The organism is Telmatospirillum siberiense, assembly GCF_002845745.1.
GTDB lineage: Bacteria > Pseudomonadota > Alphaproteobacteria > Rhodospirillales > Magnetospirillaceae > Telmatospirillum > Telmatospirillum siberiense.
This window is the reverse complement of sequence record NZ_PIUM01000049.1, coordinates 1-14,512: the sequence shown is the minus strand read 5'-3', so window position 1 is coordinate 14,512 and position 14,512 is coordinate 1. Positions and strand designations below refer to the sequence as shown.

Below are 14,512 nucleotides of genomic sequence, written 5' to 3'. Positions count from 1 at the left end.
GGCTTTTTTTATATCGTCTTCACTTGCCCGATGAAGGTTTCGACGGCGGTTTTCAGCAGATTTTGCTGTCTTTGCTGTTCCTCCAGTGATTGCATGACCTCTCCGGCCGCTTCTCCCGTCCTCTGATTGGATTGTGCCACCTGGGCGACATCATCGGTGGCCAAGCGGGTGTTGTGGGCGGCCTTCTGAATGCTTGCGGAAATTTCCTGTGTCGCCTGCAACTGTTGTTCGGCGGCATCGGCAATCGCCGCCACCGCATCGTTGATATGTCCGATGGTCTGTCCCATCGAACCGATGGCTGAAACCGCGTTGGCCGTCGCCGTTTGGATTTCCTCGATCTGACGTCCGATGTCCTCCGTCGCCCGCGCCGTCTGATTGGCCAAACTCTTGACTTCGCCGGCGACCACGGCGAATCCCTTGCCGGCGTCTCCGGCCCGGGCCGCCTCGATGGTGGCGTTCAAGGCCAGCAGGTTGGTCTGGGCGGCGATTCCGTTGATCAAGGCGATCACTTCTCCGATTTTTACCGCTGCCGAGTTCAAGGCGTCCACGGTCCGTCGGGTATCTTCGGCCTGTCGGACCGCCTGTTCCGCATTTTGAGCACCGGCCGAGGCACGTGCCGAAATATCGTTGATCGAAGCCGAAAGTTCCTCGGTCGCCGCCGCAACCGTCTGCACATTGGTGGTGACTTCACGCGCGTTTCGGGCCGCGGCGGCGGAACGTTCGCTCGAATCGCCCGCCAGATCGCGCATATGCGTGGATGTCGCGGTCAGATCCCCCGCCGAACGCTCAAGATTGGACAGCGCGGTGAAGCTGCCGCTTTCGAACGCATGGCAGGCGCTTTCGATGTTTCGGCTGCGGGTCAACTCCTTATCGCGGGCCTCGGCGGCTTGCCGTTCCAGGCCTTCGGCGGTCAGCGCGCTTTCACGCAGGCTTTCCAGGGCTTGCGCCATGGCGCCGATCTCGTCGGCGTAGCCGGTTTGTCCGATCCGTTCGTTGAATTCGCGCCGCGTGAGCCGGCCCACGGCCAGCATCAACCCTGCTATCGGCTGGGAAAACCGCCGCCGCAGCGCCAGCAGGCTGTAGACGATACCGAACAGTGCCAGCGATGAGACCACCATAATCGTCAGGATCTCGACGATCGCGGCGTATTTCAGGTCGTTGGCCCGATCGGATGCCAGGTCGAGAGCCCGGAAGGCGATATCGACGATGACGTCGTTGGGGGCGGTGCATTCCGCCGAAAAGGTGGCCGGTGACGGGGCTTCCTTGCCGGCCACTCCCACAGACGCGGCCATCCGGTCGACGGCGGCTTGTCCGGTGGAGATGGCTTTGTGGGCCGCCTGCGCGGCTTGCGCCAGTGGCGGAGAAAATCCTTCTCTTTTCATCAGGACTTCGAGATCGGCCCAGGCGGCCTCGTAGTTGCCGCGTCCCTTGTTCCAGGTCGCGCTTACCATTTGATCCATGGGCAGATTTTTCGTGATCGTCGGGCGAAGAAGGGCGCACTGGCTTCCATAGGCGTCGCGGATACGCCAGGCGAGTTGTCTGACCTGCACCAGTTCGGCGAGGGAGGGATCGGTCAGGCGCACGGCGTTGCCCGCCAGGTCTCCGGCATCGGAAAGCTTATCCGCGAGCTTGAAAACGGCGGTCCTCCAGGGGGCCAGGCCGACGGCGACGTCGCGTTCGGCGAGAGGCTTATCGGCTTGCGAATCGACGATGGATTGGGTTTTCTCAACCTCCGTCCTGGCGGATTGGATGGCCGTGATCAGGTCATCGCGACCGTCCAAGGGGGCGCTCTTGAGCGCGCTCAGCGCTCCTTCGAGCTTTTCCTCCGCTTTCCGGCGAAGGTCGGCAATGAGCTGCTTCGGTGCTTCGCTTGACTGGAGAGCGCCTTGCGTCGGCGTCAGAACGCCTCGGCTCCCCGTCGCGCCCAGGAAGAGAGCCTTGTCGACCGTCACCAGATCGACGGCCAAGCGGGCTGACCGGAAATTTCGTATCGAAGTGATGGTCAGATAGACCGCGCCGATCATCAACACGGACATGACGCTGATTTGGAAGAAGAGAAGCAACTTCGTGACGGACGATTTAAACATTTCCGGCCTCGAATCGTGGCGCGTCAAGCTCACTCCAAGCAATGGGCGGCGGAATCGGCGCGCAGCAATTTCGGTTACGACAACCGCGTCATGGCATCACCGGGAATTGCTCCCGGTGATGCCTGAAAATTAGCAGTTGCGGGAAGGCCTCAATATCCCCGTTTGGGGACAAGACTGCCGGAGAGGTGTGATCATGTCAGCGTCCGCGAGGCGGAACATGAAGCCGATCGCTCTAGCCGTGACGTCCGATGCGGGGTTCCTCGCCCTTGACGAGACGCCTGATATTGGCGCGGTGGCGGATGAAGCCGAGCACGGCGAGACCTGCCGCCAGCAGCGCATGGGCGGGAGTGGCGAAGATCAGGGCGATGACGGGGGAGGCGGCAAGGGCCGCCAGCGCGGCAAGGGATGAAATGCGAAACAGAACCGCCACCACCAGCCAGGTGAGGCAGGCACCCACCCCGACCGGCCAAGCGGTAATCAGGAGGACGCCGAGCGTCGTGGCGACGCCCTTGCCTCCCTTGAATTTCAGCCAGACCGGAAAGTTGTGCCCGAGGACGGCGGCGAAGCCCGCCAACAGGCCGGCGTCGACGCCGGCGAACGAGGCCGCGACCCAGGCGGCGAAGGCGCCTTTGCCGCTATCGAGGATCAAGGTGGCGGCGGCCAGGCCCTTGTGCCCGGTCCTCAATACGTTGGTGGCTCCGATATTGCCGGACCCGATGGCACGGATATCTCCCAGTCCGGCCAAGCGGGTGAGCACCAAGCCGAAAGGAACCGAGCCCAGCAGATAGCCGAGGATGCCGGCCAGCGGCAATGCGGACTCAGGCATCGGTTGCGAAAACCGTGCGGCCGTCGACGACCGTGCGCAATACCCGGCCTTGCAAAGGACGCCCGTCGAAGGGCGAATTTTTTGATTTGCTGCGGAACTTTTCCGGATCGACCCGCCAGGCGCGATCGGGATCGAAGAGGACGAGATCGGCCGCGGCCCCGGTTTTCAACTGGCCGGCGGGCAGCCCCAGCAGACGTGCCGGCGCCCAGGTTATCAATTCGACCGCCTTGATCAGGCTGAGGTGGCGGTTGTGATAAAGCTCCAGCGTGACTGCCAGCAGGGTTTCCAATCCGACGCCGCCGGGTTCGGCCTGGGCGAAGGGCAGGCGCTTCGAATCCTGATCCTGGGGCGCGTGGTCGGAGGCGATGGCGTCGATGACGCCATCCTTGATGGCCGCCACGATCGCCTGCCGGTCCGCCTCGGAGCGAAGCGGCGGCGAGAGCTTGGAAAACGTCCGATATTCGCTGACGGCCAATTCGTTCAGGGCGAAATAGGGCGGTGCCGTGTCGCAGGTGACGGGAAGCCCGCGTTCCTTGGCGCGGCGCACGACCTCGATGCCCTCGGCGGTGGACAGATGGGCCGCGTGATAACGTCCACCGGTGATGGCGACCAGCCGCATGTCGCGTTCCAGCATGATGGCTTCCGCCGCCGTCGGGATGCCGGCAAGGCCGAGGCGGGCCGACAGCTCGCCCTCGTTCATCGCGCCGTTCTCGGCCAGGGAGGGCTCTTCCGGATGCTGGATGATCATCACGCCGAAGGTGGCGGCATAGGCCAGGGCGCGGCGCATCACCTGGGCGTTCTTGATCGCCTTGGTGCCGTCGGTGAAGCCGAGTGCGCCGGCTTCGGCCAGCATGCCGATCTCGGCCAGTTCCTGGCCGGCCAGTTGCTTGGTGGCGGCGGCGTAGGGATAGACCTTCGCCAGGCCGCTTTTGCGGGCACGGCGAGCGACGAATTCGACGGTGGCGACATCATCGATGACCGGATGGGTATTGGGCAGACAGACCATCGAGGTGACGCCGCCGGCAACCGCGGATTCCCCGGCCGAGCGCAGGGTTTCCTTATGTTCTTCGCCGGGTTCGCGCAGTTGTACGCGCATATCGACCAGGCCGGGCGCCAGACAGGCGCCCTGGCAGTCGATCACCAGCGTGTCGGCGGAGTGGGCGCCCTGGAACAGGCCGGTACCGACCTCTGCGATCGTCTCGCCGTCGGTCAGCAGGAAGCCGGTGCCGTCCAGACCGCTGGCGGGATCGAGGAGGCGGGCATTGATATAGGCCACACGGCCGGATGCGCGGGTGGACATCAGGCGTTGCCTCCTGCCAGGTTCTGCGTCAGGACGTCAAGGCAGGCCATGCGGACGGCGACCCCCATCTCCACCTGTTCGCGGATGACCGAACGTTCGACATCGTCGGCCAGGTCGCTGTCCAGTTCGACGCCGCGATTCATCGGGCCGGGATGCATGATCAGCGCGTCCGGCTTGGCGGCCTTCAATTTCTCGTAGTCGAGACCGAAGAAATGGAAATATTCGCGGATCGAAGGAATGAAGTTTCCCTTCATCCGTTCATTCTGTACCCGCAGCATCATCACGATATCGACGTCCTCAAGGCCCTTGACCATGTTATGGAAGACCTCGACGCCCAGCCGGTCGGCCTGCGCCGGCAACAAGGTGCGGGGGGCGACCAGCCGGACCCGCGCTCCCATGCTGTTGAGCAGATGGATGTTCGAGCGGGCCACGCGGCTGTGCAGCACGTCGCCGCAAATGGCGACGGTCAATCCGTCGAGGTGGCCTTTCCTGCGGCGGATCGTCAGGGCGTCGAGCAGGGCCTGGGTGGGATGTTCATGCGCCCCGTCGCCGGCGTTGATGACCGCGCAATTGACCTTTTCCGACAGGAGCTTGACGGCGCCCGAGTCGGGATGGCGCACGACCAGGACATCGATGTGCATGGCGTTCAGCGTCATCGCCGTGTCGATCAGGGTCTCGCCCTTGGCCACCGAGCTGGCCGAGACCTGCATATTGATCACGTCGGCGCCGAGGCGTTTGCCGGCCAGTTCGAAACTGGTGCGCGTGCGCGTCGAGTTCTCGAAAAACAGGTTGATGATCGTCTTGCCGCGCAAATTGTTCGATTTGCGGTCGGCCGACCGATTCTTTTCCACAAAGCCGTCGGAGAGATCGAGCAATGCGGTAATCTCCTGCGGGCCAAGGCCTTCGATGCCGAGGAGATGTCGGTGGGGAAAAAGCTGGGTCATAAGTGGCGACTATATGTCGAGCCCATGCTACCGGCAAGAGGAGTAAGGGGATTATTCGGGGCAATCGCTTGAACGCGATTGCCCCGGGTTTATCGTCAGCCCTCAATCGCCGGGCGGGGCCATCCGGCCCCTGGGCTCTCGCGCCATCGCGAGGAAAGTCGTCTTTGGAAAAACAACTCACGCGCGGTCAGGCGATTGTTCCGGGGGATTATTTCCGCGCCATGTCTCCCGAGCCGATGCTTTCATGGAGAGCCGCCGCCGTACGGCTGATCACGTCATCCCATTGTCCCGGAGCGTTCTGGCGAAACAGGCGCACTGTTGGATACCACGGTGAATCGTCGCGGTCCTTGAGCCATCGCCAGCATCCGTCGAAGCGTGAAAGGATCCATACCGGCTTGCCCAGCGCTCCCGCCAGATGCGCAACCGACGTATCGACGGAGATGACCAGATCGAGATTTTGAATCACCGCCGCCGTATCGAGAAAATCTTCGACCTCATCCATCGGATTGAAGGGGCGAATATCCGGTGGCAGTGCCGCGATCTGAGACGAAAACTCCCGTCCCATCTGCAAACTGACGAAACTGGTCCCGGGCGTGGTCAGCAAAGGGCGCAACTGAGCCAGATCGAGGCTGCGCCGGCGATCCAGTGTGTGAGCCTGAAAATCGTTCTTGCGCGCCGCGCCGGCCCAGACCAATCCGACCTTCAGTCCGGGCAGGCCGGTCAGGCGGTTGGCCCACCTGGCGACGCTTTGACGATCCGGTTGAACATAAGGCTCGTCAGCGGGGACGATTTCCTTTTGGGCGCCGAGAACGAAGGGGACGCTCATGAGTGGCAGGTGGGCGTCACAGGGCGGGAGGGGGGCATCCGATGGCAGAACGATGTCAGCTCCGGACACGGACCTGGCCAGGCGGCAAAGTTCCTTCGAAAGAACCAAAATCGGCTTGTAGCCATGGGCTTTGACCAGGGGAAGATAGCGAAGAAATTGAATGGCGTCGCCCAATCCCTGGTCGTTCCAGAGAAGAAGGCGGGTGCCGGCCGGCTCATGCCCATTGCAGACGGGGACGGCGACGGGAGAGGCAACCGCATTGGGCAGTTTTCGGCGCCATTCGAATTCGGCGAAACCTTCCCGCCATCGCCCCATCGCCAGCAAATTGCATGCCCGCGAAAGATGCGCCACCGGGTTCTCGGGATCCAGGGTCAAGGCTTTTTGGAAACAGGTTTCCGCCTCCACGTTTCGACCGGCACGATGATCGCCGATGCCATGGCTTACCCATCCCATGGAGAAGTCAGGGTATCTGATGAGCATTCGGGCGCAAATTTCTTCCGCCGCCTCATGGTTTTCATGCCGGCGATGCATATAACTCAGCCGGAGAAGGGGGTGCGGGTCGTCTGGCGCGGCCAGCGCCAAACGCTCCAAAACAGCCAGCCCGTCGTCCGTTCGTCCGCATGCTTCAAGGCTGTCGGCCAATTCCGATTGAAGTTCCCGGTCGGTCGGATGCGATTGAAGCGCCAGTTGAATGAGGAGCAGGCTGTCTTGAGGCGCGCCAATGCGTTTGTTTAACCTCGCCAGCGCCAGCAAGATATCCCGGTGGCCGGGGTGGGTGGACAACAGGTCCGCGAGGATTTGAAGCGCGTTTAAGATATTGCCGGCAGCTTCCTGGCGCCGGGCGGCGGCGATTCGGTTTTGAAGAACGAGGTCCGTGCCAACTTCGAGATGGTCCGAAAGATGTGACGCCATTAGGGGACACCCGCCCTAAAAAATAAAGTGGGACGCGCCAGCTTAACGCGGCCCTTCCTCTTGAGGGGAACGATTTCTTACGAAATATCATTATTGAGAGGAACTGTCACAAGGGGCGGGACAATCGCTTGAATGCGCGTGAGGACTATGAATTTAAGCCGGGGCGGTTAATGCCTTTCCCGTTCCGTCAGTTGGTAGCGGGCTTCGGCCAAATCCTGCCCGGCCGTCCTGATGACCTGGACCAGGGAATGGATCAACGTGTTCAAGCCCTGCGGCGCCCCGTCCATCATCTGGCCGATGGATGCTTTCGATATCACCATGCAGACCGTGTCTTTCCGGGAGACCGCGGTGGCCATGCGCGGAGAGGAATCGATCAGCCCCAATTCGCCGAAAATGCCCCAGGGCAGGATGTCGCCCAGGAGAATGCGGCGACCGCTGACCATCTTGAAGATCTGAACCTCTCCGGCTTCGACGATATAGGCGCAATCGGCCTGATCGCCTTCCTTGAAGATGGTCGTATTGGCCTGAAACGATCGGCGTTCGGGCAGGAAGGCTTTTCGATTGTCGTCCACGCTGCTCATGCCGGTCTCCAAACGATCTTTAAAGCGTGATCGCCCTAATATTGTTACGTGAAAGAAAAGGGAATGGCAACCGGCAGTAAATATAAAATGATATGGTGCGCTCTATTGAAAGACACCCGGCCCGGCATCGAGGGCGCCTTGCAGGATATAGGCGGCGGCCATTTTGTCGACCACCTCGGCACGCCGCTTGCGGGAGGTGTCGGCCTCGAGCAGGGTGCGGGTGACCGCGGCCGTGGACAGTCTTTCATCCCAGAAGGCGACGGGAAGGTCGCGCAACGCCAGAAGGCTGGTGGCGAATTGCCGGACTGATTGGCAGCGTGGACCCTCTTGCCCGTCCATGCTGACGGGGAGGCCGATGACTAGTCCAAAAACATCTTTAGAATCAATTATTTGAAATAACTCTTTCACATCTTTCGTGAACTTTGTTCTGGCGATGGTGAGCAGGGGTGTGGCGATTGTCCGGCTGACGTCCGACAAGGCCAGGCCGATGGTCTTGCTGCCCAGGTCGAGGCCGAGCAGGCGCTGGTCCCGGCCAAGGCCTGCTTTCAGATCGGCGGCGGACAAGATGGGCATGGGCAGGATCCTTGGAGTTCGGCTGGCGGCCCCGATTGGTCGGCGCGCCTTCATATCATCGAAAGCGCGCCGTGAACCATTGGAAATCGAGGATGCCGTGCAGGTGCGGAGTGGCTAGCAGCACTCCTCCTCAAGTCGTTTCAAATGGCGAAGGCCTTCCTCGTCGCCATGTTCTTCGAACAGTTCCTCGATGAAATAGGTATGGGAACAGAGCAGGCAAAGCTCGTCGGTGACGCGGTTCTGGGCGTCATCGGCCGCCTTGACCCGGGCCTTGAAACGTTCCCAGAAAGGATTGCTTTTGGCCGGGTCCTTGATGATGGCGTGGACATGTTCGAGCACCTTGGCCGAATTGCCGGCGCAATCGATGCCGCGAAAGGTGACGTAGCGTTCTTCGGACTTGATCGGTTTATCGTCGTTCATGATGCTCAAATCGGCTGAGAAGCCCCCGGTTTGAGCATGCGGTCGTTTGGCGGCGGGTACAATGCCCGATGAACGAGCGGCGGCGGGAGGGCGCGAATGGCCGCCCGCCGCCCTAAATGGCGAGGCGGTGGCGCAGCCTGTCGATGTTCTTCCGGCTGACCGGGACGCGATCGGCGTTTTTGGTGTTCATCACCAGGATCCATTGATCGTCGCGCCGTTCGACCGCTTGGACATGACGAAGATTGACCAGATAGCTGCGATGGACGCGCAGGAAGCGCTCGGGAGGAAGACGTTTGGCCAGTTCCGCCAGGGCGAGCGTGCATTGCGCCTCGGAATCGCGGCGTTTGGCCCGGGTATAGTGACCCTCCGCCCGCAGATAGACGACGTCCTCGACATCCATCAATGCCAATCCGCCTTGGCTCGACAAGGGCAGCTTGACCAGCCAGGGCGACGGTTCCGTCGGCGCGGCGGCGGCAAGGGCCGGCTCTTCGATTGCGTAGAAGAGCAGGCAGAAGCCATGCCCATCCTTGCCCTGGATAACGCTGACCCGGGAAACCAGGGTCCCGTCGGGCAGATTGAGCACCATGCCGGCCGGCTGCTGCGGGCTGGCTTCGGCGCTATCGAGCAGCCATTGCACCTTGGCGCGCACCGCCGCCGGATGAAGCTCCAGGATATCGACGCCCAGCCAGTCGGCCCGGGTCTTGGACAGCAGCGCCGCGGCCAGGGGGCTGGCGGCGACGACATGGCGTTTCGCGTCGAGCGTCACGATCCCGACCGGAATCTGCTGCAGGCGGTATTGGAAGCTGGTGGGCGTGGGCTCCGACATGGCCCAAGGGCATCATGTCCGCTGGCGAAATGCAAGCGATTGCCCCGGGCGGCTCGCGCATTTCATTTGACGCTTCCTTGTGAATATAGGATACCCCCCTTACCTATATCGGGGAGGGCGGCATGAGCCATACCATCCGGGAAAAGCAGAAATTGTTGAACCGCGTGCGGCGGATCAAGGGCCAGCTCGATGCCGTCGAACGGGCGCTGGAGAGCGAGGCGGGCTGCGCGCAGGTGATGCATCTGATCGCCGCCAGCCGGGGGGCCGTCAACGGACTGATGGCTGTGGTCGTCGAGGATCACATCCGGACCCATCTGGTCGACCGTGACCGGGACAATGGCGGTCGCGGGGACGAGGATCTGGTCGAACTTTTTCACAGCTATTTCAAATAGGGGGCGCCATGAGCGATCTTTCCTCGGTTTCCCATGACCATGTCTTCCTGGGGGCGGGCCATGAGCGGAGCGAACGGCAGACCTGGGTGGTGATCGGATTGTGCGGGGCGATGATGATCGCCGAGGTCGCGGGCGGCGCCCTGTTCGGTTCGGTCGCCCTGATCGCCGATGGCCTGCATATGTCGACGCATGCGGGAGCGCTTCTGATCGCCGCTTGGGCTTACACCTATGCCCGCCGTCACGCCAAAGACCAACGGTTCGCCTTCGGAACCGGAAAACTGGGCGATCTGGCCGGATTTTCCAGCGCCATCGTTCTGGCGATGATCGCCTTGCTGATCGGTTATGAAGCCATTGAGCGGCTGGTTCATCCCATGCCGATCGATTTCGACGAATCCATTCCGATCGCCGTGCTGGGGCTGGCCGTCAATGTGGTAAGCGCCTTTCTGCTGAGCCGGGGCGGTCATCACCACCATCATGGCCATGACGAGCATCATCATCACGACCATGACCATGACCATGACCATGACCATCAGGCCCACGATCATCACGACCCCCATCTGTCGCATGGCAAGACGAATCGCGACAACAATATGCGGGCAGCCCTGGTTCATGTGCTCGCCGATGCTGCCGTTTCCCTGTTGGTCATCGTCGGTCTTCTGCTCGGGCGCTGCTTCAACTGGCTGTGGATCGATCCCCTGGTCGGCATGGTCGGCGCCGTGGTGATCGCCAACTGGTCCTATTGCCTGGTCCGCGACACGGGGGCGGTTCTTCTGGATATGACGCCTGATGAGGGCTTGGCCGAGGAAATGAGGCGGACCATCGAGGATGACGATGACCGCCTGACCGATCTGCATCTATGGCGTCTGGGGCCGGGACACCTTGGCGCCATCCTGTCGGTGGTTACCGACAGACCGCGCGATGTGGCCCATTATCGGGAACGTCTGGGGGCGTTCCCGGCTCTTTCGCACGTCACCGTCGAGATTCAGCCGAAGTGAGAAAAAGCTCCCGAACGATCGTTCGGGAGCTTTTAGGTTTATTTGTAAAGCAGCAGGACGAGGACGGAGATGCACGCCAGGATCATGCCGGGCGCGTTGCGTTTCGCCGCGTCGAGGGGCGAGCAGCCGGCGAATGCCGAGCAGATGATCATGCCGCCGGCGATGGGCGACATGCTGCGTCCCAGGGCTCCGGCGATCGCCGCCGTGCTGCCCATGTCCATGGCGGTCAGGCCAAACCGCACCGCTTCCGGCGTGACGGCGCGATTGAAAGCCACCGCCGCGGCATCGCCCGATCCGCACATGATTCCCAGGATGAACGGTCCGAAGGCCGAACTGATCTTGGCGATGGCGGGGGTGCCGACCATCAGGTCGGTGATCGCCTGGATGACGCCGACGGCTTTCAGCCCTTCGACGAAGACGAGGGCGCAGATGATGATGCCGAACACATGGCCGAAGGCGTCACCGGCGCCATGCCAGAATTCCTTCGAGATCTTCTGCGGGCTGGTCCAGGTGACCAGGAAACCGAAAAAGGCGCCGATGATCATGGCGTGCGAGATGGCGAGTTGCTTGAACGGCGGTACGAGGCCGGTGCTGCCCAGGATAAGCAGGGTCAGGGGAATGAGCGGAACGACGGCCTTGATCGGATTGATCTTGAAATCGTCGTCCTGGATCCGCTTGTCGGCGGGCAGGACATATCCCTTGTGCTCTTTCAGCAAAACGGCCACGACGAAAAGCGAGACCGCGCCGATGAGGATCGAGACGAGCATGGCGACGAAATGGTTGGAGACCACGTCCATGTTCGACACCTTGGCGACCTCGGCGACCAGGGCGACCTGGGCATAGCCGGGATTGAGGATGGCCCCGTAGGTGGCGACGTAGATGGCGGCGGCGGCGATGGCCGGGTGGATGCCCGACGCCAGCATGAGGGGAATGAGGATGGCGCCGACCGCGGCGGAGCATCCGGCCGAGCTGGTGATCGAGGTGTTGATGAAGAAGGTCACCAGGACCGAGGCGGGAATCAACAGTGGTCCCACGCGCTTCAGGCCGCGGACGAGATAGCGGATCAGATGCTGGTCGCACTGGGTCAGCTTCATCACCATGGCGAATCCCATGACGGAAACGATCGATTCGAAAAGCTTGTTTTCCTTCATGGCGTGGGAAAACGCCAGGAATGGCGCCATCGGCTGTCCCGCGCAAAGGGCCAGGACCATTCCCGCGCAGAACAGTACCAATCGCGTTTCGTACTGTTTGACCATGAGGTAGATCGTTACCAGGACAACGATACCTCCCAGAGTAATCAGCATTTTATCGCCTCTTTTTTAACAATTCCGGGGACCGTGGTGATTTGAGGCGATGCATCAGACAAACGCCGCTTACGGTTCCGATTTTCAACCGATCATATATTCATATACATGATTCAAAAAGGTACTGTGGGGTCAATCCGGCTGTCAATCCGGCCTGATCCCGAGGTGTCCGGAGGAAGGGGGGAAGGGTTAGGAGAACAGCCCAAGCAGGTAGGTTCCTATTCCCAGGAGGGCGCCGCCCGCCAAGGCCCAGAGAGGGCTGTTTTCCCGGAAGAAGACGAAGGCCGCCGTTCCCAGCGTAATGGCGATGGTCAAGACATCGTGATCGGCGGCGCGGCTCATCACCAGGCCGCTGGCCAGGATCAATCCGACGGCGATCGGCACCAGGCCGCTCTTGGCCGCCTGCATGAGGGGGTGTCCGTCCAGGCGGGCGACCAGCCGCCCGGCGGCGAAGGCGACCAGGCCGGAGGGCAGCATGATGGCCAGCGTGGCGACCGCCAGGCCGGCGAAACCGGCCATGTGCCAGCCGATCAGGCTGACGAACAGGACGTTCGGGCCGGGCGCGGCCTGGGCCACGGCGAACAGATTGGCGAAGGTCGCCCCGTCCATCCAGTGCAACTGGTCGACCACCTGGCGGTGGATCTCGGGCATCACCGCGTTGGCGCCGCCCACCGCGACCAGCGAGACCGAGGCGAAGGTCGTGGCGATTTGTCCCAGAAGCCCGTCTTTCATTGGCGTTTCCTCTCCCATAGCACGGCGAGGATGCTGATGGGGGCGGCGACCAGGACCGTGGGCAGCATCGGCAGATGAATGATGCCCACCGCCGTGAAGGCGATGAAGCCGAACAGCAGGGCCATCCTCGTCGGCTTCAGCTTGCGCGCCATCTTGAGCGCCGTGCCGACCACCAGTCCGGCGGCCGCCGCTGCGGTTCCGGCGATGCCTGCCTGTACCTCGGGAACGGCGGAGAACTGCTGATAAAGGGCGGCCAGCGCGATCAGGATGACGAGCGGCATGCTCATCAGGCCGGCAAGCGCGCAGATCGAACCCAGGGGCCCCCGGAAGCGGTCGCCGATCATGATCGAGACATTGACCACGTTGGGGCCGGGCAGGACCTGCCCGATCCCCAGCAGCGAGGCATAGTCCTTTTCGGAAAGCCAGGCCCGGTCGATGACGATGACGTGCCGGGCGACGGCGGCGACGCCGCCGAAGCCCATCAGGCCGATTTTCAAAAATCCCAGGAAAAGCTGCGCGCGGCCGACCGATGCGGCGGCGGGAGGAGGCGAGGGCGTCTCTTCGTTCGTCATGACGCCGGACTGTGCCACAGCCGTCTTGGCGATGGCAAGAAGGCAGCCGGCGAATAAGGGCTGGCAATCTTATAATTTTAGCGGATCAGGATCCGCCCAAGTTGCCGTTGCACCGGGATCACGACGCGGAACAGGGTCCGGGAAATCCAATGGAGGGGGCGGCGCAGCCGGCCCGGCAACCGGTTCAGCCATCGCAGGCGCCGATAGAGGTAGAGCAGCGCGATGGAACCCAAGACGTTGGCGCAGACCTCGTTCGACCGGTCGGCGAATTCCGGGCGCATGACATCGAGGATCATGATCAGCCGCCGCCTGTCCGTCTGGTTCCAGGCGAAGTGGGTATAGGCGTCCTGGAACAGCAACACCTTCCCCTCCTGCCACGAGCGCGCCACTCCCTTGACCTCGAAACCGCAACGGGGCAGGGGCTCGGGAACGGACAGAGGCAGGTGGACGCGGATCACCGCATTGGTGTCGCCCTGGTGCGGGTTGATGTTGGAGCCGGCCTCCAGCACGCTTAAGGAGGCCGCCGTCAAATGGGGGATACCCTCGATGATCGCCGTGGTCTTCGGGCAGGCGCGGCAGTTGCGGTGGATGCGGTACTTCCAGAAATAAAGCCCCAAGGTTTTCCAGGCATTCGGCGGGAAGTACATATCGTTGGCGAAGTAAGGCGCCAGGCGCTTCTCGGCCCGGCCGGCGAGCAGGGCCAACATTTCGTCGCGGATGATCGTCCAGTTGTCCTCCAGCGTCCTGGTCCAGGGATGCTCGGCCGGGTCGAAATAGGGCGGTTCCACCCCCTCGTAACGACCGCCGTTGATCATGTACCAAGGTTGGGGGGGCGCGCTCACGACGCGCCTCCCTCCGCATGGCGCCCAAGGATGCGGCGCAGGATCTCCAACAGCGCCGGCCCCTGGTCCCGGGGCAGCATGTGACCGCCATCCAGGATATGCAGGGACAGGGCCGCCGTGGTCCGTGCCGCCCAGTCGGTCAGTTGGGACAGGGCCACGATGCGGTCCTGCCGGGCGCCGACAATGGTCAGCGGCAGATCGAGCGGGGCTTCGGGGGCGGGTCGCCAAGTCTCGAGGAGCTCGATGTCTGCCCGCAGGGTCGGCAGCACCACCCGCCACAGATCCTCGTGTTCCAAAAATTCCGCTGGCAGGGCGAAGCGTTCCATGGCGGCGGCGCGCAGGGCCTCGTCATCCAGCCGGTGCAAGGGGGGGGCTTCCGG

At 62.4% G+C, this 14,512-nt stretch carries 16 protein-coding genes; 2 read left to right on the top strand and 14 right to left on the bottom strand.

Annotation, left to right across the window (positions count from 1 at the left end; translation table 11 throughout):
- Positions 1–8 precede the first annotated feature (8 nt).
- The 9 genes from CWS72_RS25785 to CWS72_RS25745 form a co-directional block, all read right to left on the bottom strand.
- Positions 9–2,087 (bottom strand): methyl-accepting chemotaxis protein, encoded by a 2,079-nt coding sequence (locus tag CWS72_RS25785; RefSeq protein ID WP_101253538.1) that lies wholly within the window; start codon positions 2,085–2,087, stop codon positions 9–11.
- 232 nt (positions 2,088–2,319) lie between these two features.
- Entirely contained in the window at positions 2,320–2,913 is a 594-nt protein-coding gene (gene plsY, locus CWS72_RS25780) for a glycerol-3-phosphate 1-O-acyltransferase PlsY (protein ID WP_101253537.1), read from the bottom strand.
- Positions 2,906–4,213 (bottom strand): dihydroorotase, encoded by a 1,308-nt coding sequence (gene pyrC, locus CWS72_RS25775; RefSeq protein WP_101253536.1) that lies wholly within the window; start codon positions 4,211–4,213, stop codon positions 2,906–2,908. Before pyrC ends, plsY begins: the two co-directional genes overlap by 8 nt.
- Complete coding sequence (locus CWS72_RS25770) at positions 4,213–5,157, bottom strand: aspartate carbamoyltransferase catalytic subunit (protein WP_101253535.1); 945 nt, start codon at positions 5,155–5,157, stop codon at positions 4,213–4,215. The genes pyrC and CWS72_RS25770 overlap by 1 nt, the downstream gene beginning before the upstream one ends.
- Positions 5,158–5,365: 208 nt before the next feature.
- Positions 5,366–6,895, bottom strand: coding sequence for a tetratricopeptide repeat protein (locus CWS72_RS25765; RefSeq protein ID WP_101253534.1), 1,530 nt, complete (start codon positions 6,893–6,895; stop codon positions 5,366–5,368).
- Positions 6,896–7,062: 167 nt separating this feature from the next.
- Positions 7,063–7,476 carry a cyclic nucleotide-binding domain-containing protein gene (locus CWS72_RS25760; RefSeq protein ID WP_101253554.1) on the bottom strand — a complete coding sequence of 138 codons (414 nt, stop codon included), beginning with the start codon at positions 7,474–7,476 and terminating at the stop codon, positions 7,063–7,065.
- Positions 7,477–7,578: 102 nt separating this feature from the next.
- Positions 7,579–8,049 (bottom strand): Holliday junction resolvase RuvX, encoded by a 471-nt coding sequence (gene ruvX, locus CWS72_RS25755; RefSeq protein WP_101253533.1) that lies wholly within the window; start codon positions 8,047–8,049, stop codon positions 7,579–7,581.
- Between the two features lie 114 nt (positions 8,050–8,163).
- Positions 8,164–8,469 (bottom strand): N(2)-fixation sustaining protein CowN, encoded by a 306-nt coding sequence (gene cowN / locus CWS72_RS25750; RefSeq protein WP_101253532.1) that lies wholly within the window; start codon positions 8,467–8,469, stop codon positions 8,164–8,166.
- Between the two features lie 112 nt (positions 8,470–8,581).
- Entirely contained in the window at positions 8,582–9,295 is a 714-nt protein-coding gene (locus CWS72_RS25745; RefSeq protein ID WP_101253531.1) for a LytTR family DNA-binding domain-containing protein, read from the bottom strand.
- 122 nt (positions 9,296–9,417) lie between these two features.
- On the opposite strand from CWS72_RS25745, the gene CWS72_RS25740 reads away from it, so the two are divergent.
- Positions 9,418–9,687, top strand: a complete 270-nt coding sequence (locus tag CWS72_RS25740) for a metal/formaldehyde-sensitive transcriptional repressor (RefSeq protein ID WP_101253530.1) — start codon at positions 9,418–9,420, stop codon at positions 9,685–9,687.
- A gap of 8 nt (positions 9,688–9,695) precedes the next feature.
- Complete coding sequence (dmeF, locus tag CWS72_RS25735) at positions 9,696–10,682, top strand: CDF family Co(II)/Ni(II) efflux transporter DmeF (protein WP_101253529.1); 987 nt, start codon at positions 9,696–9,698, stop codon at positions 10,680–10,682.
- A gap of 38 nt (positions 10,683–10,720) precedes the next feature.
- Here the strand turns inward: dmeF and dcuC are convergent, their stop codons facing one another.
- The 5 genes from dcuC to CWS72_RS25710 form a co-directional block, all read right to left on the bottom strand.
- On the bottom strand, positions 10,721–11,986 hold the full coding sequence (gene dcuC, locus CWS72_RS25730) for a C4-dicarboxylate transporter DcuC (RefSeq protein WP_101253528.1): 1,266 nt from the start codon (positions 11,984–11,986) through the stop codon (positions 10,721–10,723).
- Between the two features lie 189 nt (positions 11,987–12,175).
- A complete protein-coding gene (locus CWS72_RS25725; RefSeq protein ID WP_101253527.1) occupies positions 12,176–12,718 on the bottom strand; it encodes a chromate transporter in 543 nt (180 codons plus the stop codon).
- On the bottom strand, positions 12,715–13,290 hold the full coding sequence (locus tag CWS72_RS25720; RefSeq protein WP_101253553.1) for a chromate transporter: 576 nt from the start codon (positions 13,288–13,290) through the stop codon (positions 12,715–12,717). Before CWS72_RS25720 ends, CWS72_RS25725 begins: the two co-directional genes overlap by 4 nt.
- 77 nt (positions 13,291–13,367) lie before the next feature.
- Positions 13,368–14,132, bottom strand: a complete 765-nt coding sequence (locus tag CWS72_RS25715) for an aspartyl/asparaginyl beta-hydroxylase domain-containing protein (protein ID WP_146002889.1) — start codon at positions 14,130–14,132, stop codon at positions 13,368–13,370.
- Positions 14,129–14,512: thioesterase II family protein (locus tag CWS72_RS25710; protein ID WP_241911891.1), on the bottom strand; the 384-nt coding region annotated here is incomplete at its 5' end. The genes CWS72_RS25715 and CWS72_RS25710, both read right to left, overlap by 4 nt.

Coding starts and splice junctions, on each gene's coding strand:
- cowN (WP_101253532.1), bottom strand. CDS start 8,469: ATGAACGACGATAAACCGATCAAGTCCGAAGAACGCTACGTCACCTTT.
- dmeF (WP_101253529.1), top strand. CDS start 9,696: ATGAGCGATCTTTCCTCGGTTTCCCATGACCATGTCTTCCTGGGGGCG.
- CWS72_RS25785 (WP_101253538.1), bottom strand. CDS start 2,087: ATGTTTAAATCGTCCGTCACGAAGTTGCTTCTCTTCTTCCAAATCAGC.
- CWS72_RS25765 (WP_101253534.1), bottom strand. CDS start 6,895: ATGGCGTCACATCTTTCGGACCATCTCGAAGTTGGCACGGACCTCGTT.
- dcuC (WP_101253528.1), bottom strand. CDS start 11,986: ATGCTGATTACTCTGGGAGGTATCGTTGTCCTGGTAACGATCTACCTC.
- CWS72_RS25745 (WP_101253531.1), bottom strand. CDS start 9,295: ATGTCGGAGCCCACGCCCACCAGCTTCCAATACCGCCTGCAGCAGATT.
- plsY (WP_101253537.1), bottom strand. CDS start 2,913: ATGCCTGAGTCCGCATTGCCGCTGGCCGGCATCCTCGGCTATCTGCTG.
- ruvX (WP_101253533.1), bottom strand. CDS start 8,049: ATGCCCATCTTGTCCGCCGCCGATCTGAAAGCAGGCCTTGGCCGGGAC.
- CWS72_RS25725 (WP_101253527.1), bottom strand. CDS start 12,718: ATGAAAGACGGGCTTCTGGGACAAATCGCCACGACCTTCGCCTCGGTC.
- CWS72_RS25760 (WP_101253554.1), bottom strand. CDS start 7,476: ATGAGCAGCGTGGACGACAATCGAAAAGCCTTCCTGCCCGAACGCCGA.
- pyrC (WP_101253536.1), bottom strand. CDS start 4,213: ATGTCCACCCGCGCATCCGGCCGTGTGGCCTATATCAATGCCCGCCTC.
- CWS72_RS25740 (WP_101253530.1), top strand. CDS start 9,418: ATGAGCCATACCATCCGGGAAAAGCAGAAATTGTTGAACCGCGTGCGG.
- CWS72_RS25720 (WP_101253553.1), bottom strand. CDS start 13,290: ATGACGAACGAAGAGACGCCCTCGCCTCCTCCCGCCGCCGCATCGGTC.
- CWS72_RS25770 (WP_101253535.1), bottom strand. CDS start 5,157: ATGACCCAGCTTTTTCCCCACCGACATCTCCTCGGCATCGAAGGCCTT.